The organism is Mesorhizobium sp. M0243, assembly GCF_040321775.1.
Lineage (GTDB): Bacteria > Pseudomonadota > Alphaproteobacteria > Rhizobiales > Rhizobiaceae > Mesorhizobium.
On sequence record NZ_JAMYSF010000017.1, the window covers coordinates 67683 to 90235 of the forward strand.

At 61.2% G+C, this 22553-nt stretch carries 25 protein-coding genes; 16 read left to right on the top strand and 9 right to left on the bottom strand.

Annotation, left to right across the window (positions count from 1 at the left end; genetic code table 11):
* Nucleotides 1-9: 9 nt before the first annotated feature.
* From pstB to NKJ11_RS21460, 6 genes are all read left to right on the top strand, one after another.
* Nucleotides 10-828, top strand: a complete 819-nt coding sequence (gene pstB, locus NKJ11_RS21435) for a phosphate ABC transporter ATP-binding protein PstB (RefSeq protein ID WP_013529271.1) — start codon at nt 10-12, stop codon at nt 826-828.
* Nucleotides 829-854: 26 nt separating this feature from the next.
* Nucleotides 855-1562, top strand: coding sequence for a phosphate signaling complex protein PhoU (phoU, locus tag NKJ11_RS21440; protein ID WP_127413489.1), 708 nt, complete (start codon nt 855-857; stop codon nt 1560-1562).
* Nucleotides 1563-1578: 16 nt separating this feature from the next.
* Nucleotides 1579-2268, top strand: a complete 690-nt coding sequence (gene phoB / locus NKJ11_RS21445) for a phosphate regulon transcriptional regulator PhoB (RefSeq protein WP_010911896.1) — start codon at nt 1579-1581, stop codon at nt 2266-2268.
* Nucleotides 2269-2731: 463 nt separating this feature from the next.
* Entirely contained in the window at nt 2732-4156 is a 1425-nt protein-coding gene (gene eglC / locus NKJ11_RS21450; RefSeq protein WP_352442041.1) for an endo-1,3-1,4-beta-glycanase EglC, read from the top strand.
* Between the two features lie 44 nt (nt 4157-4200).
* Nucleotides 4201-5958 (top strand): type I secretion system permease/ATPase, encoded by a 1758-nt coding sequence (locus NKJ11_RS21455; protein WP_352629262.1) that lies wholly within the window; start codon nt 4201-4203, stop codon nt 5956-5958.
* A gap of 3 nt (nt 5959-5961) precedes the next feature.
* Complete coding sequence (locus NKJ11_RS21460; RefSeq protein ID WP_128305025.1) at nt 5962-7281, top strand: HlyD family type I secretion periplasmic adaptor subunit; 1320 nt, start codon at nt 5962-5964, stop codon at nt 7279-7281.
* Nucleotides 7282-7314: 33 nt separating this feature from the next.
* On the opposite strand, the gene NKJ11_RS21465 is transcribed toward NKJ11_RS21460, so the two are convergent.
* Nucleotides 7315-8559, bottom strand: a complete 1245-nt coding sequence (locus tag NKJ11_RS21465) for an ROK family protein (protein ID WP_128305026.1) — start codon at nt 8557-8559, stop codon at nt 7315-7317.
* A gap of 269 nt (nt 8560-8828) precedes the next feature.
* On the opposite strand from NKJ11_RS21465, the gene xylF reads away from it, so the two are divergent.
* The 4 genes from xylF (at nt 8829) to NKJ11_RS21485 (ending at nt 13935) form a co-directional block, all read left to right on the top strand.
* On the top strand, nt 8829-9869 hold the full coding sequence (xylF, locus tag NKJ11_RS21470; protein WP_023810990.1) for a D-xylose ABC transporter substrate-binding protein: 1041 nt from the start codon (nt 8829-8831) through the stop codon (nt 9867-9869).
* A 145-nt stretch (nt 9870-10014) separates the two neighbouring features.
* Nucleotides 10015-11367: a sugar ABC transporter permease gene (locus NKJ11_RS21475; RefSeq protein WP_224698718.1), complete on the top strand. Its 1353-nt coding sequence runs from the start codon at nt 10015-10017 to the stop codon at nt 11365-11367.
* 11 nt (nt 11368-11378) lie between these two features.
* The gene (locus NKJ11_RS21480; protein ID WP_352772815.1) at nt 11379-12179 is read left to right on the top strand and encodes an ATP-binding cassette domain-containing protein; all 801 of its coding nucleotides are present in this window, start codon (nt 11379-11381) and stop codon (nt 12177-12179) included.
* A gap of 127 nt (nt 12180-12306) precedes the next feature.
* Nucleotides 12307-13935 (top strand): CHASE domain-containing protein, encoded by a 1629-nt coding sequence (locus tag NKJ11_RS21485; RefSeq protein WP_352677409.1) that lies wholly within the window; start codon nt 12307-12309, stop codon nt 13933-13935.
* Nucleotides 13936-14031: 96 nt separating this feature from the next.
* Here NKJ11_RS21485 and NKJ11_RS21490 read toward each other — a convergent pair whose 3' ends face one another.
* The 6 genes from NKJ11_RS21490 to NKJ11_RS21515 all read right to left on the bottom strand — a co-directional run bounded on the left by NKJ11_RS21490 (nt 14032) and on the right by NKJ11_RS21515 (nt 17454).
* Nucleotides 14032-14277 carry a YMGG-like glycine zipper-containing protein gene (locus tag NKJ11_RS21490; RefSeq protein WP_023810994.1) on the bottom strand — a complete coding sequence of 82 codons (246 nt, stop codon included), beginning with the start codon at nt 14275-14277 and terminating at the stop codon, nt 14032-14034.
* Nucleotides 14278-14360: 83 nt separating this feature from the next.
* Nucleotides 14361-14687 (bottom strand): hypothetical protein, encoded by a 327-nt coding sequence (locus NKJ11_RS21495; RefSeq protein ID WP_023810995.1) that lies wholly within the window; start codon nt 14685-14687, stop codon nt 14361-14363.
* Nucleotides 14688-14807: 120 nt separating this feature from the next.
* Nucleotides 14808-14984, bottom strand: coding sequence for a hypothetical protein (locus tag NKJ11_RS21500; RefSeq protein ID WP_127295168.1), 177 nt, complete (start codon nt 14982-14984; stop codon nt 14808-14810).
* Nucleotides 14985-15113: 129 nt separating this feature from the next.
* The gene (locus NKJ11_RS21505) at nt 15114-16145 is read right to left on the bottom strand and encodes a sensor histidine kinase (protein WP_164893021.1); all 1032 of its coding nucleotides are present in this window, start codon (nt 16143-16145) and stop codon (nt 15114-15116) included.
* 175 nt (nt 16146-16320) lie between these two features.
* Nucleotides 16321-16488, bottom strand: coding sequence for a DUF1328 domain-containing protein (locus tag NKJ11_RS21510; protein ID WP_013529282.1), 168 nt, complete (start codon nt 16486-16488; stop codon nt 16321-16323).
* 171 nt (nt 16489-16659) lie between these two features.
* A complete protein-coding gene (locus NKJ11_RS21515; protein WP_023810997.1) occupies nt 16660-17454 on the bottom strand; it encodes a response regulator in 795 nt (264 codons plus the stop codon).
* Nucleotides 17455-17667: 213 nt separating this feature from the next.
* Here NKJ11_RS21515 and NKJ11_RS21520 point away from each other — a divergent pair, with 213 nt between their 5' ends.
* Both NKJ11_RS21520 and NKJ11_RS21525 read left to right on the top strand, forming a co-directional pair.
* Nucleotides 17668-17871 carry a NepR family anti-sigma factor gene (locus tag NKJ11_RS21520; protein WP_352794241.1) on the top strand — a complete coding sequence of 68 codons (204 nt, stop codon included), beginning with the start codon at nt 17668-17670 and terminating at the stop codon, nt 17869-17871.
* A 3-nt stretch (nt 17872-17874) separates the two neighbouring features.
* Nucleotides 17875-18426 carry an RNA polymerase sigma factor gene (locus NKJ11_RS21525; RefSeq protein WP_013529285.1) on the top strand — a complete coding sequence of 184 codons (552 nt, stop codon included), beginning with the start codon at nt 17875-17877 and terminating at the stop codon, nt 18424-18426.
* 13 nt (nt 18427-18439) lie between these two features.
* Here the strand turns inward: NKJ11_RS21525 and NKJ11_RS21530 are convergent, their stop codons facing one another.
* Complete coding sequence (locus NKJ11_RS21530; protein ID WP_050592687.1) at nt 18440-18751, bottom strand: response regulator; 312 nt, start codon at nt 18749-18751, stop codon at nt 18440-18442.
* Nucleotides 18752-18956: 205 nt separating this feature from the next.
* Between NKJ11_RS21530 and NKJ11_RS21535 the strand changes: the two genes are divergently transcribed.
* The 3 genes from NKJ11_RS21535 (at nt 18957) to NKJ11_RS21545 (ending at nt 20628) form a co-directional block, all read left to right on the top strand.
* Nucleotides 18957-19703, top strand: a complete 747-nt coding sequence (locus tag NKJ11_RS21535) for a Crp/Fnr family transcriptional regulator (protein ID WP_352794242.1) — start codon at nt 18957-18959, stop codon at nt 19701-19703.
* A gap of 128 nt (nt 19704-19831) precedes the next feature.
* Nucleotides 19832-20158 (top strand): ElaB/YgaM/YqjD family protein, encoded by a 327-nt coding sequence (locus NKJ11_RS21540; protein ID WP_023811001.1) that lies wholly within the window; start codon nt 19832-19834, stop codon nt 20156-20158.
* Between the two features lie 11 nt (nt 20159-20169).
* The gene (locus tag NKJ11_RS21545) at nt 20170-20628 is read left to right on the top strand and encodes a hypothetical protein (RefSeq protein ID WP_352554484.1); all 459 of its coding nucleotides are present in this window, start codon (nt 20170-20172) and stop codon (nt 20626-20628) included.
* 13 nt (nt 20629-20641) lie between these two features.
* Here NKJ11_RS21545 and NKJ11_RS21550 read toward each other — a convergent pair whose 3' ends face one another.
* Nucleotides 20642-22174 carry a sensor histidine kinase gene (locus tag NKJ11_RS21550; RefSeq protein ID WP_352794243.1) on the bottom strand — a complete coding sequence of 511 codons (1533 nt, stop codon included), beginning with the start codon at nt 22172-22174 and terminating at the stop codon, nt 20642-20644.
* A gap of 149 nt (nt 22175-22323) precedes the next feature.
* Here NKJ11_RS21550 and NKJ11_RS21555 point away from each other — a divergent pair, with 149 nt between their 5' ends.
* Entirely contained in the window at nt 22324-22524 is a 201-nt protein-coding gene (locus NKJ11_RS21555; RefSeq protein WP_352794244.1) for a hypothetical protein, read from the top strand.
* Nucleotides 22525-22553 lie beyond the last annotated feature (29 nt).

A 22553-nucleotide genomic window follows, 5' to 3' on the forward strand; every position in this document is an offset into this window, starting at 1 on the left:
CATCTTGGTATGAACATCATGACCGAACAGTCCCTTGAAAACGCAGTGGGCGACAAGATGAAGTCGAACGAAGTAATCAAAATGCGCGGCGACAAGGTCGGCGTGTTCTATGGCGAGAAGCAGGCGCTGTTCGACGTCGATCTCGACGTCCGCCTGAACCAGGTGACGGCGCTGATCGGCCCCTCCGGCTGCGGCAAGTCCACCTTCCTGCGCTGCCTCAACCGCATGAACGACACCATCGATTCAGCACGGGTAACCGGCAAGATAACGCTCGACGAAGAAGACATCTACGACAAGAACATCGATGTCGTCGAACTCAGGGCGCGCGTCGGCATGGTGTTCCAGAAACCCAATCCGTTCCCCAAATCGATCTACGAGAACGTTGCCTATGGTCCGCGCATCCACGGATTGGCCAAGCGCAAGGCCGACATGGACCAGATCGTAGAGTCGAGCCTGAAGAAGGCGGCGATCTGGAACGAGGTCAAGGACCGTTTGCAAGAACCTGGCACGGGTCTTTCCGGTGGCCAGCAGCAGCGTCTGTGCATTGCACGCGCCATCGCCGTGTCACCCGAGGTGATCCTGATGGACGAACCGTGTTCGGCGCTCGACCCGATCGCCACCGCTCGCGTCGAGGAACTGATCGACGAACTGCGTCAGAACTATACCATCGTCATCGTCACCCATTCGATGCAGCAGGCAGCGCGCGTGTCGCAGCGCACCGCGATGTTCCATCTAGGCTATCTGGTCGAGGAGGGCGCCACCGACAAGATGTTCACCACCCCCGACGACAAACGCACCCAGGACTACATCACCGGCCGGTTCGGCTGAGCTCAGGCATACGAGGGACGAAGATCATGGGTGAACATACCGTCGCATCTTTCGATGAGGATCTGGAGCAGATCAGCCAGCTGATCCGCGACATGGGCGATCTCGCCCGCTCGATGGTCAGTGGCTCGACCAGGGCTTTGCTCAATTCGGACAATGCGCTGGCGCAGCGCGTGGTTTCCGATGATGCCATCATGGATGCACGCCAGCGCGAGCTGGACGATCGCGCCATCACGCTGATCGCCAAGCGCCAGCCAATGGCCAACGATCTGCGTGCGGTGGTCGGTTCGATCCGCATGGCCGGCGACCTTGAGCGCATCGGCGACCTTGCCAAGAACATCGCCAAGCGCGTCGGCACTGTCGGGCTGAGTGTCACGCCGCACGACCTTTCGCATTCGATCGACGCGATGGCGCAACTGGTGCTGATCCAGGTGCAGGGGGTCGTCGACGAGTACGCCGCCGCCGACCCGGCAGCGCTTGCCACGCTCAGAAACAATGACGAACGCATCGACGTCAAATACACCTCGGTGTTCCGCGAGCTGCTGACCTACATGATGGAAGATCCCCGCAACATCACGGCGTGCACGCACCTGTTGTTCTGCGCCAAGAACCTCGAGCGGATCGGCGACCACGTGACCAACATCGCCGAAAATGCCTACTATGTTTTGACCGGCACGCAGCTGCCAGCCAATCGTCCGAAGCAGGACGAGACGGCAATGTCCGCGCCAGCGGCATAACAGGGGTGACCAGCCGATGATCGCACCACGCATCATGGTGGTGGAGGATGAGGAGCCGCTAGGCGTGCTGCTCCGCTACAATCTTGAATCCGAAGGTTACCAGGTCGAGGTGGTGACGCGCGGCGACGAGGCCGAAATCCGGCTGCAGGAGAACGTTCCCGACCTTCTCGTGCTCGACTGGATGGTGCCGGCGGTTTCCGGCATCGAACTCTGCCGGCGCCTGCGAATGCGCCCAGAGACCGAGCGGCTGCCGATCATCATGCTGACCGCGCGAGGCGAGGAAAGCGACCGCGTGCGCGGCCTGTCGACCGGCGCCGACGACTATCTGGTCAAGCCGTTCTCGACGCCGGAGTTCATGGCCAGGGTCAAGGCGCTGCTGCGCCGGGCCAAGCCGGAAGTGCTGTCCAGCGTGCTAAAGGTCGGCGACATCGTGCTCGATCGCGAGTCGCACCGGGTCTATCGCAAGAAGAGCGAGATCCGGCTCGGGCCGACCGAATTCCGCCTGCTCGAATTCATGATGCGCCACCCCGGCCGCGTGTTCTCGCGCAGCCAGCTGCTCGACAATGTCTGGGGCGAGACGATTTACATCGACGAACGCACTGTCGACGTGCACGTCGGCCGGCTGCGCAAGGCGGTCAACAACGGCCGCATGCCTGATGTCATCCGCACCATCCGTGGGGCGGGTTACGCGATCAGGGAAGACTAGGTGGCTGTTCCGTCCCGATAGATCGTGACCGGGAAAACTCGATTAGCACGTGGTCGCCAACAGCCGCGAAGAGTGGAATGTTGCACTCGTCTCATCGATGGGGAGCGAGCACGTGACGCTTTGGCCCAAATGCGGTCATTCGAAACCTGATGAGGATGACCGCTCTTGGCGGTACGTCGCCATCTTGCCCGCAGACTCCGACCAGAAAGCCATGCAAGAATAAATTTGAGTTAACTTAGATATACGTTCGTTAAACGACGTGTGTTCTGCATAAATATACGATTTTACTAAATTGCTTCAATTTACATTGAGCCATCACCTCCTTATTCATTATCCGCCTTCCGATTATTGCGGTCTCGGATCGAATGACGATTCCGTGGAACGATCTCGTTCCTTGCAGCGTTGCTTTGGGAGCGGTCGCCGGACCTTTGACCAGGTCGGACACCATGAGGAAGGATTTCTGATGAGCACGGTCTTAAACGCCAAAGGCATCCCTCTTGCCTACACCGGCGCTTCCACTCATTGGTTCTCGGCCACCGGGTCTGGACCGGAACTGCATGGCACCTCCGGCAACGACTCCTTCTGGGGAGACACCGGCGTCACTGTCACGATCCACGGTGGCGCCGGCGACGACTACTATCATCTCTATTCCACCAACAACAAGGTGGTCGAGGATCCTGGGGCAGGGATCGACACGATCGACACATGGATGAGCTACAAGCTCCCTGACAATTTCGAGAACCTCGTCGTTACCGGCACCAACCGATTTGCGTTCGGAAATGCGTTGGACAACATCATCAAGGGCGGGTCAGGTCACCAGACGCTGGATGGCGGCAAGGGAAATGATGTCCTGATCGGCGGCGATGGCGCCGATACTTTCGCCATCTCCAAAGGTAATGGAAGCGATCTTATCTTCGATTTCGGTGCGACCGATGCGCTCCGCCTTAACGGCTACGATTTCACTTCGTTCGATGCCGTCCGTTCACAGATGGTCCAAGTGGAATCGAACGTGATGCTGAACCTCGGATCCGACGAAATCCTGGTGTTCAAGAATACGACCATCGACAAGCTGCAGCCCACCCAGTTCGAACTTCCGATAGACAAGTCCGCAATGACGCTGTCCTTCTCCGACGATTTCAACACGCTGAGCCTTCGGGACGGGCAGGACGGCACCTGGAATTCCAATTTCTGGTGGGGAGCGCCGAACGGCAGCACGTTGAGCAGCAATGGTGAGTTGCAGTGGTATATCGACGCCAATTATGGCCCGACGAGTTCGGTCCATCCGTTCAGCGTTGAGAACGGCGTCCTCACCATCACCGCCGCGCAGGCGCCGGAGGACATCAAGCCTCTGATCAACAACTACGAATACACCTCGGGGATCCTGACGACCCACGACACCTTCTCGCAAACCTACGGCTATTTCGAAATGCGGGCGGATCTTCCTGAAACAGCCGGAGCCTGGCCGGCGTTCTGGCTGCTTCCGGAGGACGGATCGTGGCCGCCGGAGCTGGACGTTGTCGAAACGCGCGGCCAGGACCCGAACACGCTCTACATGACGGCGCATTCCAATGAGACGGGAGCGCACACGAAGGTTTCGTCAACGGTGAACGTTGCGGATACCGACGGTTTCCACACCTATGGCCTGCTCTGGACGAAGGATGAGCTTGTCTGGACCTACGATGGTGTAAAGGTCGCTCAAGCAGCGACGCCGGCCGACATGCACGATCCCATGTATATGCTGGCCAATCTCGCGGTGGGCGGCATTGCCGGCCAGCCTCCTGACCATCTGGCTACGCCAGCGGAGATGAAGATCGACTACATCCGCGCCTATACGCTGGACGACCTGCAGCACCACCCCTTGGACATCGCCGGCGACCATTCGGTCTAAGCGACGCCCTTATGTTGGGGCCATGAGCCGTTAGGAGCGCGGGAATGATTGCACGGTCTGATCTGCGGGCAGTCTTGAGGCGCGCCATCGCCGATGTCGGTGTTTTTTCGTTCCTCATCAACATCCTGCTATTGGTGATCCCCCTTTATCTGTTGCAGGTCTATGACCGCGTCCTGCCTTCCTCCAGCGTCGAGACGCTTCTTTACCTCTCTGCTATCGCGGTTCTCGCACTCGCCTTTCTCGGTCTCCTCGATGCGGTCCGCTCCGTTTACACGCAGCGCGTTGCAGCCATTGTCGACAACAGACTGGGCGCGAGGACATTCGCCGTCTCGCTGGAGGCTAAGTACGCCGGGGGAGCAGCCCTGCCTCCACTGCGCGACCTTGCCTCGGTATGCGCCTTCATCAGGTCACGTGGCGCGGCGGTCTTGTTCGACCTGCCGTTTGCTCCGTTCTTCCTCGCCCTGCTGTACCTCATCCATCCTTTGCTGTTCTGGCTTACGCTGGCGGGATCTGGTCTGTTGCTTGCGCTGGTCGTGGCAAATCAGTTTGCCATCGGCAAGAATGATGCCTTGTCGGCGGAACGCTCGGCTGTTGCCAGCCTGTCGGAGCAGGCCTTTGCCCGGAATGCAGAGACGCTGCGCGCCATGGGCATGATCCAAAACGCCGCGCGAGTGTGGGGAAGGCACGTGGCGGAGGCGCTAGTCCTGCATGACCGTTCGTCGATGGCCAACGCGATTTTCAGTGGAACGTCGCGAGCCGTACGCATGATGCTTCAGCTAGCAATACTGGGTGTCGGAGCATGGCTCGTGCTGCAAGGGAAGATGACGGCCGGCATGATCTTCGCGTCTTCCCTGGTGTCGTCCCGTGCGCTGCAGCCGCTCGACCAACTGATCGGGTCATGGCGGCAGATCGTCGACGCCAGACGATCGTGGAAGCGTTTGGACAAGGCGTTTTCCGCCCATCCGGCGCATGCGCAAAAACTGACCTTGCCGGACCCGTCCGGCGAAATTGTCGTGCAGGGCCTCATCTTTGTCGCGCCGAACGCCACACCCGGCACCGAACCCATCATCAAGAGACTGAACTTCCGCATCGGCGCAGGCGAAGCGGTGGCGATAATAGGTCCGAGCGGAGCCGGCAAGTCCACCCTGGCAAGATTACTTGTCGGTGCGATTCAGGCAACCAGCGGCTGCGTCAGGATTGATGGCGCCGATCTCAGAACCTGGGACGAGAAGCAGCTTGGCCGGCATATCGGATATCTCGCTCAGGAGGTGGAGCTCTTTCCCGGATCGATCGCGGAAAATGTCGCCCGCTTTGAACCCGATGCGAATGACGCCTCTATCGTCGAGGCAGCAAAGAATGCCCGGGCGCATGAGCTGATACTGGAGCAGCGAGACGGCTATCAGACCAGAATAGGTTCGTCGGACAGAACACTGTCGGGCGGCGAACGCCAAAGGATCGGGCTGGCGCGCGCTTTTTACGGCAATCCGCATGTTCTCGTTCTGGATGAGCCCAGTACCCATCTCGACGGCAGCGGCGAAGCCGCGCTCGAAGAAGTGCTTGCCGCCGCGAAAGCGGCGGGCGTTACGACAATCGTGATAACGCACCGCCCTTCGGTCGCCGCAGCCTGCGACCGCGTGATGCTTCTACGCAGCGGAGTGATCGAAGCCTTCGGTCCAAGCGGCGACGTGATGCGGCAGCCAATCGCCGGCATCGGCCTTGCCCCACAGCGCAGCATGGCGGTGACAGGGTCTTTTGCAACGACGAACCGCGGCACCCCTCATAGTGTCCGCTTTGGATCGTAGAAGATGACAGCACAGAGCCTCGTCCGGGAAGGCACAGCACGCACCGACATTCGCCGGGTGGCATTCGCCGGATACGCGGCAATGGCGATATTGATGGGTTGCTTTGGCTATTGGGCGGTCAGTGCACCGTTGTCCGGCGCGGTCATCACGCAAGGCACAATCTCGGCGACAGGCGGGAACATCCTCATCCAGCATCCCGAGGGCGGCATCATCCAAGAGTTGCTCGTCCATGAGGGTGATCGGGTGCAACAGGCCCAGGAACTGATCCTGCTGGATCGAACAGCCGCGCAAGCCGAACTCAACCGGCTGACGAGACAGTCGATCGCGTTGAAGGCCAGCGCCTCGCGGCTGGAGGCGGAACGCGACGGGTTGGATCGGCTTGCGCCAATCACAGAGGCTGCGCCGGCACCGTTCCAACACAATTTCGAGGTCCTGGTTCAAGAACAGCAGAAGGAATTCAACGCCAGGCTCGCCCGATTTCGATCGGAACAATCGATCCTCAGGCAACGGGTTGCCATGCATCGCCAGTCTGTTGTCGGATTGCAGGCCCAGAAACAGGCCATTGAGCAACAGGCCGAAGTCGTGAAGAAAGAACTCGGCATCAAGACCAGCCTTTTGGACAAGGGCCTCACCAATCGCACTGAATATTCACAGCTTTTGCGTAGCGAGGCCGATCTCGTCGGGCAGGCAGGGGCGCTGGAGGCAAATCTTGCATCGGCCAACACCCAGATCGTCGAAGCCCAGGAGCAGATAGAGCGCCTGACCACGCAACGCGTGGAGGAAGCCCTGACGAAACTCGACGAGGTACGTTCTTCGCTGGCTGACATTGACGAACAGATGCGGGCATCCGAGGCAGTGCTGCGGCGGACGACGATCAAGGCGCCGGCGGCGGGCATCGTGGTATCGTCCACCTACAATTCCAAGGGCAGCGTGATTGCCCCCGGCGAGAAGATCATGGAGATTCTGCCTACGGCATCGGGCTTGATCGTCGATGCACGGCTGCCGCCGAAAGACATTGACCAGGTTCGTGTCGGCCAGCCGGCAAGACTGCGACTATCAGCGTTGAACATGCGGCTCACCCCTGAGATTTCAGCCATGGTGACACAGGTTTCCGCAGATCGGCTTATCGATCAGGCTACGCATGAACCCTATTTCCGCGCCAAGCTGAAGATTGCCGCCAACTTGCCGCCCGGCGTGAAAGCGGAGCAGCTTTACCCTGGAATGCCGGTAGAAGCGTTCATCAGCACCGGCGAACGGACTTTCTTCGAGTATCTCGTACGGCCGATGCGCGATTCCTTCGCGCGCGCTTTCAAGGAGCGGTAGATGTTGCGGACCGCGCAATTTTGACCCTGGTCCTCACGCCACGCTCTTTCCGGCGCTCCCTCTCGCCTGCACGCCCGGCGCAAAAATCTCTTGATCGACGAAGATCAGTGCCCGCATGGCGCAGCCTTCGCGGATCAGTGGCAGTTCGTTCGGCTCGGTGTCGAAGGAAATCGATTTTGAGTGCTGGCCACCGGCGGTCTGGGCAATCGCCTCGCGCAGTGCCGGCTCTATCAGGTCGAAGGCGGCCGCGCTGACGCCGACCATGGCAACGGGCGCCGGATCGATCAGCGCGAACAGGCTGCCGAGGCCGTAGCCGAGCGCTTCGCCAGCCTTGCGATAGGCTTCCCGTTCGGGTCCGTCACCTTCGCGGGCCGCGGCAGCCAGGGCGCGCATGTCGGCGTCGCTGACATCGGCGACGGGTTCTGCATCCTCGCCCATCTGCCTGGCGTTGCGCCAGATGGCGTAATTGCCCGCATAGGCTTCGACGCAGCCGCGCCGTCCGCAGCGGCAGAGCGCGCCGTTCGGCCGATGGATCATGTGGCCGAATTCGCCGCCCGAGGAATGGGTGCCGGTGAACAATTCGCCCTTCAGCACCAGGCCCATGCCGATGCCGTGCGACAAAAGGATAGCGATGAAATCGTCGCGGTAACGATCGGGGTCGCGCCACCGCAGCGCCACCGCCATCATGTTGCAGTCGTTCTCCATTATGGCGGGGATGCCGAACGCGTCTTCGAATATGTCAGCGAAGGCGATATCGGTGTGCGGCGTGATCGGCGACCACAGCATGGCGCGGGCACGGGTGTCGGTAATGCCCTGGATCGCCAGCGCGATGCGGGCGATGCTGCGCACGTCCAGGTCGGGATCTGCCAGGCGGCGCCGCACGATTGCCGTGCATTCACCGATCAGCGACTCGCGCGACATCGTCAGCGTGTCCAGCCGGCGCTGTTCCTCGGATACTACCTGGCCGGCATAGTCGATGACGGCGACGGAGAGGAAGTTCAGCGACAGCACCACGGTCATTACCGCGGCCGCTTCCGGATTGAGGCTGAGGCCGACCTGCGGCCGGCCGCGTTTGAGCGAGCCGGCCTCGCTCGGCTTGCTTTCGGTCAGGATGCCTTCGACGATCAAGTCGGAGGAAATCGCCGAGATGGTCGAATGGCTGAGGCTTGTGGTCGCGGCGATTTCGGTGCGGGACGGTTGTCCGGCCTGGCGCACGGCCGCAATTACCATCGCCCGGTTGCGGCGACGCAGATCGTCGTGGCGGATTCCGACCGACATGTTCTTTCACGTCCTCCCGGTCGCCGCGGTTCTTCCTGCCCTGGAACGCTGTCGGTGACGCAGGTAAATACTGGCAGAAGCTGCACGCCCTGTCATTTATTTATTCCGAGACTCGAAAAAAACTCGAAATGACATCAAAATCCATCAGAATCGATGTTGACAGCGTTCGGACGTTGGCCCAGTGTTTTTTCGAGGCTCGAAAAAATAGGGCTTCTGTGCCGGCCCTCGGGTCAGTTTGGTCGCGCCATACGCGGCGCAGGGAGGATAATATGAAAAGATTCACAGCCGCCATCCTGGCGGGTGCCGCCATGTCGCTGACGCTCGCGTCTGTCGCGCAGGCGAAGGACAAGGTCGTCGGCGTTTCGTGGTCCAATTTCCAGGAAGAGCGTTGGAAGACCGACGAGGCCGCCATGAAGACGGCGATCGAGGCCGCCGGCGACAAGTACATCTCCGCCGATGCGCAGTCCAATCCCGGCAAGCAGCTCACCGATGTCGAAAGCCTGATTTCGCAGGGCGCCAATTCGCTGATCATCCTGGCGCAGGACGCCTCGGCCATCGGCCCTGCGGTGCAGAAGGCGCTGGACGAAGGCATTCCGGTCGTCGGCTATGACCGGTTGATCGAAAACAAGGACGTCTTCTATCTGACCTTCGACAACAAGGAAGTCGGCCGCATGCAGGCCCGCGAAGTGTTCAAGGTCAAGCCGGAAGGCAACTACGTCTTCATCAAGGGCTCCGGTGCCGATCCCAATGCCGACTTCCTGTTCTCGGGCTCGATGGAAGTGCTCAAGGAAGCCATCGACAGCGGCAAGATCAAGAATGTCGGCGAAGCCTACACGGATGGCTGGCTGCCCGCCAACGCCCAGAAGAACATGGAACAGTTCCTGACCGCCAACGACAACAAGGTCGACGCGGTGGTCGCGGCCAATGACGGCACCGCCGGTGGCGTCGTCGCGGCGCTGACGGCGCAAGGCCTTGCCGGCACAGTGCCGGTCTCGGGTCAGGACGGCGACCACGCCGCGCTGAACCGTATCGCGCTCGGCACGCAGACCGTTTCGGTATGGAAGGACGCGCGTGAGCTCGGCAAGACCGCCGCCGAGATCGCTTCGCAGCTCGCAGACGGCAAGAAGACCGGCGACATTGCCGGCGCCAAGGACTTCACGACGCCGGGCGGCAACACCGTCAAGTCGCTGTTCCTGACCCCGATTGCCATCACCAAGGACAATCTCAACCTCGTCATCGACGCTGGCTGGATCAAGAAGGAAGAAGTCTGCACGGGCGTCGCTGCCGGCACCGTCGCGGCCTGCAACTAAAAGCTGGCTTGTGCCTGCATTCTCAACGCCGCGGCCCAAAAGCCGCGGCGTTTTCTCAAAGACTTTTGTGTTTCCGCATCATGCGGATAGCTTCTAGGCTGGGCTCCGGTATACGCGTCAGACGGCCAGTCGGTGGGAGGAAATCATGACCGATACGACGTCCAACCCACAGGCCGATACGGCGCGCGCGTCGGAACTCGGGGCCGTCGCCCGGTTCCTGAAGGCGACCGAGATCGATACCCGCATGCTCGGCATGATCGGCGCGCTGCTGGTCATCTGGATTGGGCTGCATGTCATTTCCAGCCTGCGCCTCGGCGTCAACCCGCTCGATTTCGACAGCCGCACCTTTCTCACGCCGCGCAATCTGTGGAACCTGTCGGTGCAGACATCCGCGGTTGCCATCATGGCCTGCGGCATGGTGCTGGTCATCGTCATGCGCAACATCGACCTGTCGGTCGGTTCCGCCGAGGGCCTGATCGGCATGGTGATGGGGTTTGCCCAGGTGCATTTCCTGGTGCGCTTTGTCGGGCTCGAACTCGGCAATCCGTGGATCTGGGTCCTGGCGCTGGTCATCGGCCTGGCGCTCGGCCTGCTGATCGGCGCCTTTCAAGGCTTCGTCATCGCCTATCTCGAAGTGCCCGCCTTTATCGTGACGCTGGGTGGCCTGCTGGTCTGGCGCGGTGCGGCCTGGTGGGTCACGTCAGGCCAGACCGTGGCGCCGCTTGACGCCACTTTTCAGCTGATGGGCGGCGGGCCGGCGGGATCGATCGGCGCGACCTGGAGCTGGGTCGTCGGGATTGTCGCCTGCCTCGCCGTGGTGTTTGGGCTGTTCAACGGGCGGGTACAGCGCAAGCGTTTCCGGTTTCCGCTACGTCCGATCTGGGCCGAGACGCTGCTCGGAGTCGTCACCTGCGGCGCCATCATGGGCGCGGTCTGGCTCGCCAATTCCTATCCCTGGCCGATCGGCATCGTGAACAGATATGCGGCTGCCAACAACATCACCGTTCCCGAAGGCGGCCTGTTCATCGCCCACGGTATCGCCATACCGGTGCTGATGGCGGTTGCCGTCGGGCTGGTCATGACCTTCATCACCAACCGCACCCGTTTCGGCCGCTATGTCTTCGCTATCGGCGGCAATCCCGAGGCGGCCAATCTCGCCGGCATCAACACGCGCTGGATCACCATGAAGGTGTTCATGATCATGGGCGTGCTGGCCACGATCGCCGCAGCGATCTCCTCGGCCCGGCAGAATTCGGCCACCAACGTGCTTGGAACGCTCGACGAGCTGCTGGTCATTGCAGCCGCCGTGATCGGCGGCACGTCGCTTGCCGGCGGGTCGGGAACGATCATCGGCGCCATGCTCGGCGCCCTGCTGATGCAGTCGCTGCAGTCCGGCATGGTGCTGCTTGGCGTCGATTCGCCGCTGCAGAGCATCGTCGTCGGCGCCGTACTGGTGATCGCCGTGTGGCTCGACACCGTCTATCGCAAGCGCGTCTAGGAGGGCATGCCATGACTGACAAGACTGCTCCTACAGCCACCGCGCTGATCGACATGAGGAACATCTCGATCGCGTTTGGCGGCATCCGCGCCGTCGACGACGCCTCGATCGATCTTTTCCCCGGGGAGGTCGTGGCGCTGCTCGGCCACAATGGCGCCGGCAAGTCGACATTGATCAAGATCCTGTCCGGCGCCTACAAGCGCGATTCGGGCCAGATCTTCGTCAACGGCGAGGAGGCATCGATCTCCAATCCACGCGATGCCAAGAAATACGGCATCGAGACGATCTACCAGACGCTGGCGTTGGCCGACAATGTCGACGCCGCCGCCAATCTGTTCCTCGGCCGCGAGTTGATGACCGCCTGGGCCACGCTCGACGACGTTGCCATGGAGGCCGAGGCACGCAAGGTGATGGGTCGGCTCAATCCCCGCTTCCAGCGCTTCAAGGAGCCGGTGATCAAGCTGTCGGGCGGCCAGCGGCAATCGGTGGCGATCGCGCGTGCGATCCTGTTCAACGCCCGCATCCTGATCATGGACGAGCCGACGGCGGCGCTTGGTCCGCAGGAAACGGCGCAGGTCGGCGAACTGGTCAAGCAGCTCAAGTCCGACGGCATCGGCATCTTCCTGATCAGCCACGACATCCACGATGTGTTCGAGCTTGCCGACCGGGTCTGCGTCATGAAGAATGGCCAGGTCGTCGGCACCGCCCGCACCACTGATGTCACCCAGGACGAGGTGCTGGGGATGATCATTCTGGGCAAATGCCCGCCGGGCGCCATTCCCGGACCGGGCGCGCTGAAGATAGCGGCCTGAGATCGAGCCAGATCGCGGTTGCCGGACACGTGATATGCCAGCCGTAAGGATGGCTTGGCCTTGGCATTGTGTTGGCACGGCGACTTGCCCATAAAGGTCCGACATCGCTCAGGGACCGCACGATCCGTTGAAGAAGCTTTTTCCGATCATCGCCTTTATCGCCGTCGCGCTGATCAGCATGGTGATGGCAGGTTTTGCTTATTTCGCCACGCAGGAAGCCGCGCGCATCAAGTTCGAGGCGACTGCCGACGATGCGCTCAACCGGATCGAGAGCCGCATCGACCTGCATCTGTCGCTGCTGCGCTCGACGCAGGCCCTGTTCGACGCCCGCAATGGCGATATTTCTCGCAATGAGTTCAAGGCGTTCTTCAACGCGCTCGATGTCGACAAGAATTTCGCCGGCTTGCGCGGCATCGGTTTCCTCAGGCTGGCAAAGGCGGGCGACGAGGCGACGGTCGAACGCGATATGCTGCACGATTATGGCGTCAGTCATCCAATCTACCCGGATACCACGCAATCCTGGCGTACCCCTATCGTGCTGTTCGAACCGCTGGATCCATCCAACCAAGCCGGCATCGGCTACGACATGTTCAGCGAACCGGTGCGGCGTGTGGCGATCGAAAAGACGATGTCCGACGACCAGCAGCACGCCAGCGGGTTGGTGCAGCTGGGCCAGGACACGGGCGCCGCGCAGACGTTCACCGGCTTCTTCGTTTTCGTGCGGCTCAATGTCGAAACCGCTCCCGACGTCATCAATGCTTCGAGATCCTCGACGGCCGGTTTTCTCTATGCGGCCTTTCGGGCTCGCGATCTGTTCCAGACCGCGCTCAGCCGGTCGCCGCTGCTGCCGGTCAACACCGAAATCTATGATGGCGATGGTGCCGTGAACGGCGATAATCTGCTGTTCCGGTCGGAGACGCCGCCGGCGTCGACTTTCGGCGACAGGCTGCTGGTCACCCGAAAGATCATCGTCGCCGGACGGCCATGGACTGTCCTGTTCCGGCCGACAAGCGCCTTCTCGCAGCCGTCGTCGCGCGCCATTCCGGTGATGCTGGGGCTGTTCGGCCTGTTGTTGGCGGGCGCCATCGCGCTGGTGGCGCGCTATCAGGAGCGGGCCTATGAGGCAGCGTCGCGGTTGCACGAAACGACGGAAAAGAGCCTGATCGAAAAAGACCTGATGCTGCAGGAGATGAAGCATCGCATCAAGAATTCGATCACCAGGGTGCTGGCTATCGCGCGCCAGACGGCATCGCGGGCTACCGACGTCAACGAGTTTTCCGCATCCTTCTCGGCCAGGCTGCAGGCTATGGCGGCGTCCCAGGACATGCTGACGCGCTCGCGCTGGCAGAAGGCCGATCTTGGCGATCTCCTGCGCATCGAACTCGGCCAGGTGTTCGGCAAGGAGCTGCCCGAGGGGCTGCTGTCAGGGCCGCAGGTGCTGCTCGACGAAACCACGACGCAAGCGCTCGGCCTGACCTTCCACGAACTGGCGACGAATGCGCTGAAATACGGCGAAGCCGGCAATTCCGTCGGCGCGCTGAAAGTGGACTGGTCGGTCGAAGGGCGCGGGCGCGACAGGACGCTGGCTCTCAATTGGCGCGAAAACGGGCAGACGAAACTCGAAGCGCCAGCCAAGACCGGATTCGGCACCAAGCTGATCGATCTCAACGTGACGCGGGAGCTGCGCGGTACGATCAAACGCGATTACCAGGCCAATGGGCTGAACGTTGAAATCAAAATTCCACTCGCCAACTGAGCGCGACCTTCACCCGAAAAGGATCAAGCGTCCAGACATGAAAAATCCGAAGGCCAGCGGACCGGCCTCCGGATCCACGTTTCGATTATCGCCGAATTAGTTGCAGCGAGCCGTGTAGATCCGGCCGCGATGATCGCGATATTGACAATAGCCGTTGCGCAGGTTGCGCACCAGCAGGCCGGAACCGGCACCAACGGCCGCGCCGATCAGCGCGCCCTTGCCGCCGCCGACCAAGCCGCCGACACCGGCGCCGATCAAGCCGCCGCCAACCACGTCCTGCTCGGTCGAGGTGCAGCCGCTGACGGCAACCACCGCAACCAGTGCAATAATCATCTTCCGCATAGAGTCACTCCTCACTTTTTGTCCTCACTTGGTAAAGCTCCAGCTGCCATTTAGCATGAAATGACGGCCTTTGCTGCTGCAATCTATTGTTGGTGAAGATAGTCTTTTTCTGGGCGTGCCGCGTTCGACGCCATTACGAGGCTGGAAATTGCCAAAGACGCGTCAAGCGTACCATCGGCGCGCACATTCCAGACGATCTTATCATAGTCGTCTTCAAGCGCCGGATCGACGGCAAGGCATTTGGCGACGATGTTGTCAGCCTGCCCTTGCACGTCGCCCAAGGCGAACGGGCGTTCGGCCACGCATTGCTCGGCGCTCGCGAAAACGCTTCTGGGCACCTGGAGTTCACGGCAGTCGGCCATCGTGTTCGAGCAACCGATGACCAGCAGCAATGCAGCGATATGTTCCATGGCGGGAAGTCCTCTCGCCATAGTAACGGTCTACATTCGCCAAAGTTCCTGGCTCGCTGGGCCGGGCAGGGAAGTAAGAGGGCGACAATCAATTCTGTCACCGGCCGAAACGAGCTGGCCTCAGACCAATTGGTACAGGGCGACCACCGCGATCACGGCCAGCAGGCCCAGCGCGACAAGGCGCAAGGCCCCATTGGGAACAGGGGCCAGCGGTGGCGCGGATGCCTCGGAGTCCTCAAACTCGCCCATGGAAATCCGGGCGGCCTGCTCCAGTCTGTTCATGTCGGCAACCGTCAAGGCATTCCTCCCGCACCATGCTGCAATCCTGCTGCGGAAATGTTCGGTGATGCAACAAGTTCCAGCGGTATCTGGGAAAAACAGCATCTGCTTTTATGGTGAACAGCTGGTTAAGGAAGCTCGGGTCGCTCAATCCGTCTCGAAATTGCCGTGCGGAACGACAAGGCGGTACTCGAGACGGCCAGCCGCGATTTCGAGCGTCGCCGTTCCGTTCAGCGACGTCGGCACGACCCGTTCGAGTGCGACGCTGCCGAAGCGCTTCTCGCTACGCCTAACATCACTGGCTCCGATTGCCTCGGCCCATGTCAGGGACAGGGAGGTTCCCGTGTCGGCGGCGGTCAGGTTAGCTGTAACATCGACGAATCCATCGGGCCGCGACAGGGCGCCATAGCTCACCGAATTGACGGCGAGTTCATGCATCGCAAGGCCGATATGCAGGGCAGCGTTGGGATTGAGATAGGGGTTTGCCCCCTGAAATCTCAGGCTGCGAACCGGATCGCCGCCGTAGCGGCCCACCTGGCCCGATACGAGTTCGCGAAGTGCTGCACCCCGCCAGTTGGAAGAGGTCACGAGATCTTGGGACGAAGCCAGCGATTGCAGCCGGCCGCGAAAGCGTGTCAGGAAATCGCCGATGCTGTCGGAGTAGCGACCGGTCTGGGTGGCTATGCTCTGGATGATCGCCAGCAGGTTTTTGGAGCGATGGCTTACCTCCCGCAACAGCGTCGTCAGGGTCTGCTCGCGGCGCTTTTGCTCGGTCGTCTCGACCATTGTGGTGACGACGCCTTGCACCGTGCCGCCGTCGCCGTGGTCGGCATCGATCCAGACCTCAAACCAGCGGCTGCCATCCTCGACGGGAACGCTGATCTCGAGACGTTGGGGGTTGCCGGATGCAATGACGTCGCGCTTGGCCGCGCCGATGCGGTCGGCCTGCGCCTCCGGCAGAATACCGATGCTGTCGGTGGTGTCCGAAACCCAGGGCGCACGCATGTTGCGCGCCCATACGGTTTTCATCTCGCGATCCTGGTAGAGAACGGAAATGCCGGCATTGTGCAACGCGTGAAGAAGGGCGCGGCCGAGCTGCATGCCGCTTTCGGCAGGATGGAGGGCGATGACTTCATCGCTTTGCACGTCGTCCTTCCTGTTTCCGGTCCTGGAACCCATCGGCCAAACTGTCCACCCAATTCAGGCTGAACGGCTCACCGGTGAATGGGTTCCAAACAGGTTTCCCGAACCGCCGCCAAAAAACGGTCCGCCGGACGGCGTCCTTTAGGACACCGCCCGGCGGTGGCTGGAAACCGTTTGAGGGGTGCGGCTTCCAGTGTTCGGCCGTTCGTTGTTATGAAGCCCGTTTGAACAGGCCCGCAAGAAGCGAAATGACCAGGAAAGCGAGGAAGATGAAAAACAATATCTGCGCTATGCCGGCAGATGTACCGGCGATGCCGCCGAAACCAAGCGCGCCGGCGATGATCGCAACGACGAGAAATACGAGCGCCCAGTAAAGCATGATGCATCTCCTTCGAATGGTGCGATAAAAACGTGGGTGGCTGCGGTTTGTTCCCACCCTTTGCCGAAAAAGACCGAGCTTGCAAATCGTTCAAGCAGGAAGCGCGCAGGAATTTCACCGTCGCCGCCCGCGTGCATCAGGCGGCACGATTACCACTTCCCCAATTCACGACTATGCGGCGGCTTTCGCCTGGCGGTCAAAGAACAGTGCCTGGCTGATCAGCGCCTTGACCATGTCGGGATTGAACGGCTTGGTGACCAGAAAGGCCGGTTCCGGCCGTTCGCCAGTCAAGAGGCGCTCGGGGAAGGCGGTGATGAAGATGACCGGCACCGACGTCGATGACAGGATCTCGTTCACGGCCTCGATGCCGGAACTGCCGTCGGCAAGCTGGATGTCGGCCAGCACCATCTTCGGCCGTGTCTTGCCGAACATCATCACTGCCTCGGCATGGGTGCGCGCCGTTCCAACGACGCGGTGCCCGAGGCTCTCTACCATTTCTTCGATATCCATGGCGATCAGTGGTTCATCCTCGATGATCAGAACGTCGGTTGCCACCTGACGGGATATCTCGTTGCTCGCCTGGGCAAGCAGCTCTGAAAACTCCTGGTCGCCGACGTCGAGGATCTCAGCCGCTTCGTCCTCGCTGAAGCCTTCGACAGCCACGAGCAGAAAGGCCTGACGAGGCCGCGGCGCGATCGCATTCAGATTGGCGGCGGTGCGCTGTTCCCACGCCGATTGCGCCTGCTCCTGCGGGACGCGGATGGCGACGGATGTGAACAGCTTGGCGAAAACCTTGTACAGCGCGATGCGGTCGCTCGATGCTTCGGGAAATATCTCGATATCGGCGATGATGGCCTCGAGCATCGCGGCTACCAGCGCATCACCACTCTCTTGCGACCCGGAAACAGCCCGCGAGAAGCGGCGCAGGAAGGGCAGATGTGGTGCGATGGTGGCGGATAAGCTCATGGTAAGACGTCTCCCTCAGAATGACGTGATTGCATAGGTCAAGCTGACTGCAAGCCCTGACGTTAACGCGGATTTTTTGAAAAAGTTCCGCCTCGACGGAACAAAAGCCGGGGAGTGGCGTTTGTGGTCGGGATGGGCAACCAGACGAGGGCGCCGCTTGCGTTGTGTTGAGTATGATAAGAGCGGCTTGAGCGCTGGGAATACAAGGGCAAAATGAAGGATATGACGAAAGATATTCTGGCTGGCGCCGAGAGCAGGCTCCGGAACGGTTCTGGTGATGCTCTTGGACCGAACTCCGAAATCGGACGCAAACTCAAACAATATTACGACGCGCTGGTCTCCGACGATGTGCCGGATCGCTTTTCCCAGTTGCTTAGCCAGCTGGAACAGGCTGAACCCGCACAGAAGAAGGACTGAGGCATGGCCGCGGTCTCCCAAGGCTTCAAGACCGATCTGCTTGGGGCAATCCCAAGTCTGCGCGCGTTCGCCGTGTCGCTGACTCAAAATGCCGATAAAGCCGACGACCTCGTCCAGGAAACGCTCGTCAAGGCTTGGGACAAGCATGAGAGCTTCCAGCCCGGCACCAACCTCAAGGCCTGGCTTTTCACCATCCTGCGCAACGAGTTCTATTCGCAGATGCGCAAGCGCGGGCGCGAAGTGCAAGACAGCGACGGTATCATGACGGCCAGGCTTGCCGTTCATCCGGCTCAGCACGGCCAGCTTGACCTGAAGGATTTTCGTGGGGCGCTGGAACAATTGCCGGAGGACCAACGCGAAGCCATCATCCTCATCGGCGCGTCTGGTTTCTCCTACGAGGAGGCCGCCGAGATCTGCGGTTGCGCGGTGGGGACGATCAAGAGCCGCGTCAGCCGAGCCCGTACGCGCTTGCAGGAGATCCTGAAAATATCAGGCGAGGACGAGTATGGTCCGGACGCAATTTCGGCCCAGGTAACGAGCTCGCCGGCAAGCTGACCGCGATCGTGTCTCAAGCGCGTCCGCAGGCCGCGGCGACCGCTTGCACGAGGTCTTCACCCGAATAGGGTTTGCCAATCAGCCTGACGCCCGGAAACGATGCCTTGATCTCCTCTGCATCCGAATAGCCCGACGCAAACACGAAAGGTATGCCTGCCGCGCGCAGGCCGGAGGCGAAATCGATCGTCGAGACACCGCCCAGCATCAAGTCGACAATGGCTGCATCGAATCGCGTGGCGACCTCGCGGCCATCGACCTCGGTCAGGTCACGGGCGATCACCACCTCATCGGCGCCATGGTCGCGGCAAAGCTGCTCGACATCCATGGCGATCAGAAATTCGTCCTCCAGGACCAGAATCCGCAATCCGTCAAGCAATGTGGGCACAGGCAAAGACTCCTTGAAACGCCGGAGTCATGATCGCTAATTCGCTTGCTGTCATTTAAAAAAGACATGTGGCAAGCGGGCGGAATCTCAATCCTTGCAACGGGAAACGCGCTCCTCCAAGAGCGGGCTTTCGAAGGGGGTCGAAATGTCAGTCCAGAACAATAGCCAATATCCTTGCGAGAACTGCCCATTGCGGCCGTTGCCGATTTTCCGCGATTTCGAAAAACAGGAACTGGCCTTCATCAGCAAATTCAAGAAGGGCGAACTCGCAGTCGAAAAGGGTGGCACGGTGCTGGTGGAGGGAAGCCATAGCGCCCATCTCTACACCGTGCTCTCCGGCTGGGCGTTTCGCTACAAGTTGTTGCGGGACGGCCGCCGCCAAATCCTCAACTATCTCATGCCCGGCGATCTGATCGGCCTGCAAGGCAGTGTGATGGGCGAGATGCAGCATTCCGTGGAGGCACTGTCGCCGATGCTGCTGTGTGTTTTCGAGCGCGAATATCTGCATGAGCTGTACCGCAATCATCCCGGGCTGGCCTATGACATCACCTGGATCGCATCGCGTGAAGAGCGGATGCTGGACGAGAACCTGCTCAGCCTCGGGCGCCGCAGTGCGATCGAGCGCGCTGCCTATCTCATCGCCTTCATCGGCGGCCGCGCCAAGGTCGTTGGACTGAATGGCAACCAAACTGTCCAGATACCGATCACGCAGCAGCACATTGCCGATACGCTCGGCCTGTCGCTGGTTCACACCAACAAGACGATCCGCAAGCTGATGGATCGCAAGCTGATCGTCTGGCGCGACGGCGGCTGCGTGGTCTCCGACAATGAAGGCCTCAAGCGGCTCGCCGGCTGGGAAGGGCTGGGTGAAGCGCGCCGGCCATTAATCTGAGGAAGCGTCTTTTGCGGGAGCCGACGGACCGGGTGCGCGCCGATGCGTTTTCGGCTACTTTGTCCCCAATGCCGGAACCTTGAGGCGGGCAGCGCGTTTGAAACCAAGCAATCACAAGGAGTTAAGCCATGGCCACTGCCGCAGGAAAGACCGCAAACGACGCCCGTGCAAATGCGGACCTGGAAGCCGACATCAGGCAGTTGAAGGCCGACATCGACAAGCTCACCAAACAACTGGCCAAGACCGGCGAGCATGGTTACGGCACCGCGCGCCGCGCAGCCACGGAAGGGGTCGAGCAGTTGCGTGCGCAGGGCGAAGCAGCCTTTGACAGCCTGCGCAGCAATGCCAAGGACATTGAAGCGCAGATGATGGCAAGCGTGCGCGAAAAGCCGGTGACGTCACTGGCGATCGCCGCCGGCGTCGGCTTCCTTTTCGCGCTCATCGCGCGTCGCTAGTCGCGCTTCGGATGGGAATGCTGGCAACCCTGATCTCGGGTCTCGCCTCGGGGGAGACCGTGGCCGCCATATACCGGGCGCGCACGGCGGCAATCGTCTATGTGATCGCCATGGCCGCCGCACTTTGCGGTCTCGGCTTTCTTGTCGGGGCGGCCTATATCTGGACGGCGATGCGCTATGGGCCGCTTGCCGCGGCACTGGGGTTCGGCGTCGGTTTTCTGGTGCTTGCCGGGGTTGTCCTGCTGGTCTACCGGATATCGGCAGGCTCGCGCGCCCGGCGCCGGGCGCGGCGCCGCAATGCCGACATGAAGGCGATCGGCATCACCGCCGCACTCGCCGTGCTGCCGAGCCTGCTTAAGGGAAAAGGCGGTCTCGGCGTCATTCTGGGGCCGGCCGTGGCGCTCGCGGCCTACGCCATCTACCGCGAGAATGTGAAATCCGACGATCCGGACGAGAGCGAGCGGAGATAGACCTGTCGGGAGGTCACTTCGACAGATCTTCCAGGGGCATCGATATTTCGGCAAATACGCCTTCCGGCCGGAATTCATGGGTCACTTCGCTGAAAATGACCTTGGCAAGGCTGCGGCGAATGAGGATCGAGCCGAAGCCGTGCCGATCCGGCGGAGCGACTTGCGGGCCGCCGCTTTCGCGCCAGGTCAGCACAAGACGCCGGGCATCCCTCCTGCCTTGCGTCCTCCAGCCGAGGTCGACCCTGCCTGACGGCACCGACAGCGAGCCATATTTCAGCGCGTTGCTGGCGAGTTCATGCAGGATCAGGCCAAGCCCGATGGCCTGGTCGGGCGACAGCAGCAGGTCGTCGCCGGAGATCGTCATGCGCGGCTGCTCGGCCGTTTCGAAAGGTTTGACCTCGATTTGGACGAGTTCACTGATGCCGATGCCACGCCACTCGCGGTCCGACAACAGATTGTGGGCGATGCCCAAGGCCTGAAGCCTGGCGCCGAAGGCCTCGAGGAACTGGCTTGGCTGGCGGGCGTGGCGCACGGTCTGGGTTGCCAGCGCCTGGACGGTCGCCAAAGTGTTCTTGACGCGATGGTTGAGCTCACGCAGCAGCAGCCGTTGCCGTTCGTCGCCGAGCTTGCGCTCGGAGATGTCGTAGTTGACGCCGAAGATCAATGTCGGCTTGCCGTCGCCGTCACGCTCGATCACACGGCCGCGCGTGGCGAGCCAGCGCGGCGGATGAAAGCCCTTCACCCGGTATTCGCCGAAATAGTCGTCGCTGCCGGTCAGGGCGTCGCGAAAGCGGGTTTCGGTCTGGTAGACGTCACGCGGATCGATGGCGGCGAGGATGTCACGTGCGCGCAGCCGGTTGGAGCGCGGCAGGCTGAACAGCTCCGACATCAATGTGTCGCATTCGATGATATCGGTGCGGATGTCCCATGCCCAACTGGCGAGCGACGCCGCATCGAGTGCGATGGCGCGTCGTTTTTCCTCGCGCACCAGTGCGGCCTCGGCGATCGCGCCGCTGCGGGTTGCATCCTTGAGGGTGAACAGGCTGGCGGCGAGGCTGGCGAGCGCCTTCAACTGGTCGAGCTCGGCGCGGGATGGAAAACCATGCGGCTCGCGGTCGAGCACGCACAGAGTACCGATGCGGGCACCTGCCACGATCATCGGCGCGCCGGCATAGAAGCGGACATGATGTTTTCCGGTGACCAGCCGGTTGGTCTTGAAACGGGGGTCCGTCGTTGCATCCACGACCACCATCGGCTCGTCGCCGGCGGAAATCGCATGGGCGCAAAACGAGACGTCGGTCGCCGTTTCGGTCTCGTCCAAGCCGAAGCAGGATTTGAACCACTGCCGTTCGAGGTCGACGAGTGTGACCAGGGCCATCGGCGCCTGCATCACCGCCGCGGCAAGGCTGCTGACCCGGTCGAAATCGGGGTCGGGCGCCGTATCCAGCATCTCCAACCCGTGCAGCACAGCGAGCCGGTCAACATCCTTGACTGCGCGCGCAACTTCGGCCGGCAGATCGGGTGTTGTTTGCGTCTTGCCAGTCACCCTAATTGCCTCGTCCCGGTCTTCGCCGCCCCATGCTTGCGCTGGTGCAAGGCCAGGGCGCATTTCCGGAACCATCCTAGCGAGGAACCGTTACCCGACCATGATTTGCCGAGCGCGCCAGTTGGTGCAGTATGAGACAGGGATCGAGCATGGCCAAGATCATTCCAGAAAACAAGGCGCGGCAGGGGCGATGGGGCTGGCATGGATTTCGAATCCTGATCGCCGCATTGCTTTTGGTGTTTGCCGCGTGGGGCGTTGCCGAGATCTATGGTGTGTTGATCAAGGCGCCAACCAGTGATGAACAGCATGTCCCCACATCTAGCACCACCGAGCAGGCTCCTGCTGGTTAAAGCCGGTTTGTTCGTTGCAACGCATCGTA

Bases quoted from the DNA above. Each gene is read 5' to 3' on its own strand.
- eglC (WP_352442041.1), top strand. From the start codon at position 2,732: ATGAGCACGGTCTTAAACGCCAAAGGCATCCCTCTTGCCTACACCGGC.
- NKJ11_RS21535 (WP_352794242.1), top strand. From the start codon at position 18,957: ATGTCAGTCCAGAACAATAGCCAATATCCTTGCGAGAACTGCCCATTG.
- NKJ11_RS21520 (WP_352794241.1), top strand. From the start codon at position 17,668: ATGAAGGATATGACGAAAGATATTCTGGCTGGCGCCGAGAGCAGGCTC.
- NKJ11_RS21490 (WP_023810994.1), bottom strand. From the start codon at position 14,277: ATGCGGAAGATGATTATTGCACTGGTTGCGGTGGTTGCCGTCAGCGGC.
- NKJ11_RS21510 (WP_013529282.1), bottom strand. From the start codon at position 16,488: ATGCTTTACTGGGCGCTCGTATTTCTCGTCGTTGCGATCATCGCCGGC.
- pstB (WP_013529271.1), top strand. From the start codon at position 10: ATGAACATCATGACCGAACAGTCCCTTGAAAACGCAGTGGGCGACAAG.
- NKJ11_RS21545 (WP_352554484.1), top strand. From the start codon at position 20,170: ATGGGAATGCTGGCAACCCTGATCTCGGGTCTCGCCTCGGGGGAGACC.
- NKJ11_RS21465 (WP_128305026.1), bottom strand. From the start codon at position 8,559: ATGTCGGTCGGAATCCGCCACGACGATCTGCGTCGCCGCAACCGGGCG.
- NKJ11_RS21460 (WP_128305025.1), top strand. From the start codon at position 5,962: ATGACAGCACAGAGCCTCGTCCGGGAAGGCACAGCACGCACCGACATT.
- phoB (WP_010911896.1), top strand. From the start codon at position 1,579: ATGATCGCACCACGCATCATGGTGGTGGAGGATGAGGAGCCGCTAGGC.
- NKJ11_RS21505 (WP_164893021.1), bottom strand. From the start codon at position 16,145: ATGGGTTCCAGGACCGGAAACAGGAAGGACGACGTGCAAAGCGATGAA.
- NKJ11_RS21530 (WP_050592687.1), bottom strand. From the start codon at position 18,751: ATGGATGTCGAGCAGCTTTGCCGCGACCATGGCGCCGATGAGGTGGTG.
- xylF (WP_023810990.1), top strand. From the start codon at position 8,829: ATGAAAAGATTCACAGCCGCCATCCTGGCGGGTGCCGCCATGTCGCTG.
- NKJ11_RS21480 (WP_352772815.1), top strand. From the start codon at position 11,379: ATGACTGACAAGACTGCTCCTACAGCCACCGCGCTGATCGACATGAGG.
- NKJ11_RS21475 (WP_224698718.1), top strand. From the start codon at position 10,015: ATGACCGATACGACGTCCAACCCACAGGCCGATACGGCGCGCGCGTCG.
- NKJ11_RS21455 (WP_352629262.1), top strand. From the start codon at position 4,201: ATGATTGCACGGTCTGATCTGCGGGCAGTCTTGAGGCGCGCCATCGCC.
- NKJ11_RS21555 (WP_352794244.1), top strand. From the start codon at position 22,324: ATGGCCAAGATCATTCCAGAAAACAAGGCGCGGCAGGGGCGATGGGGC.
- phoU (WP_127413489.1), top strand. From the start codon at position 855: ATGGGTGAACATACCGTCGCATCTTTCGATGAGGATCTGGAGCAGATC.
- NKJ11_RS21540 (WP_023811001.1), top strand. From the start codon at position 19,832: ATGGCCACTGCCGCAGGAAAGACCGCAAACGACGCCCGTGCAAATGCG.
- NKJ11_RS21525 (WP_013529285.1), top strand. From the start codon at position 17,875: ATGGCCGCGGTCTCCCAAGGCTTCAAGACCGATCTGCTTGGGGCAATC.
- NKJ11_RS21495 (WP_023810995.1), bottom strand. From the start codon at position 14,687: ATGGAACATATCGCTGCATTGCTGCTGGTCATCGGTTGCTCGAACACG.
- NKJ11_RS21515 (WP_023810997.1), bottom strand. From the start codon at position 17,454: ATGAGCTTATCCGCCACCATCGCACCACATCTGCCCTTCCTGCGCCGC.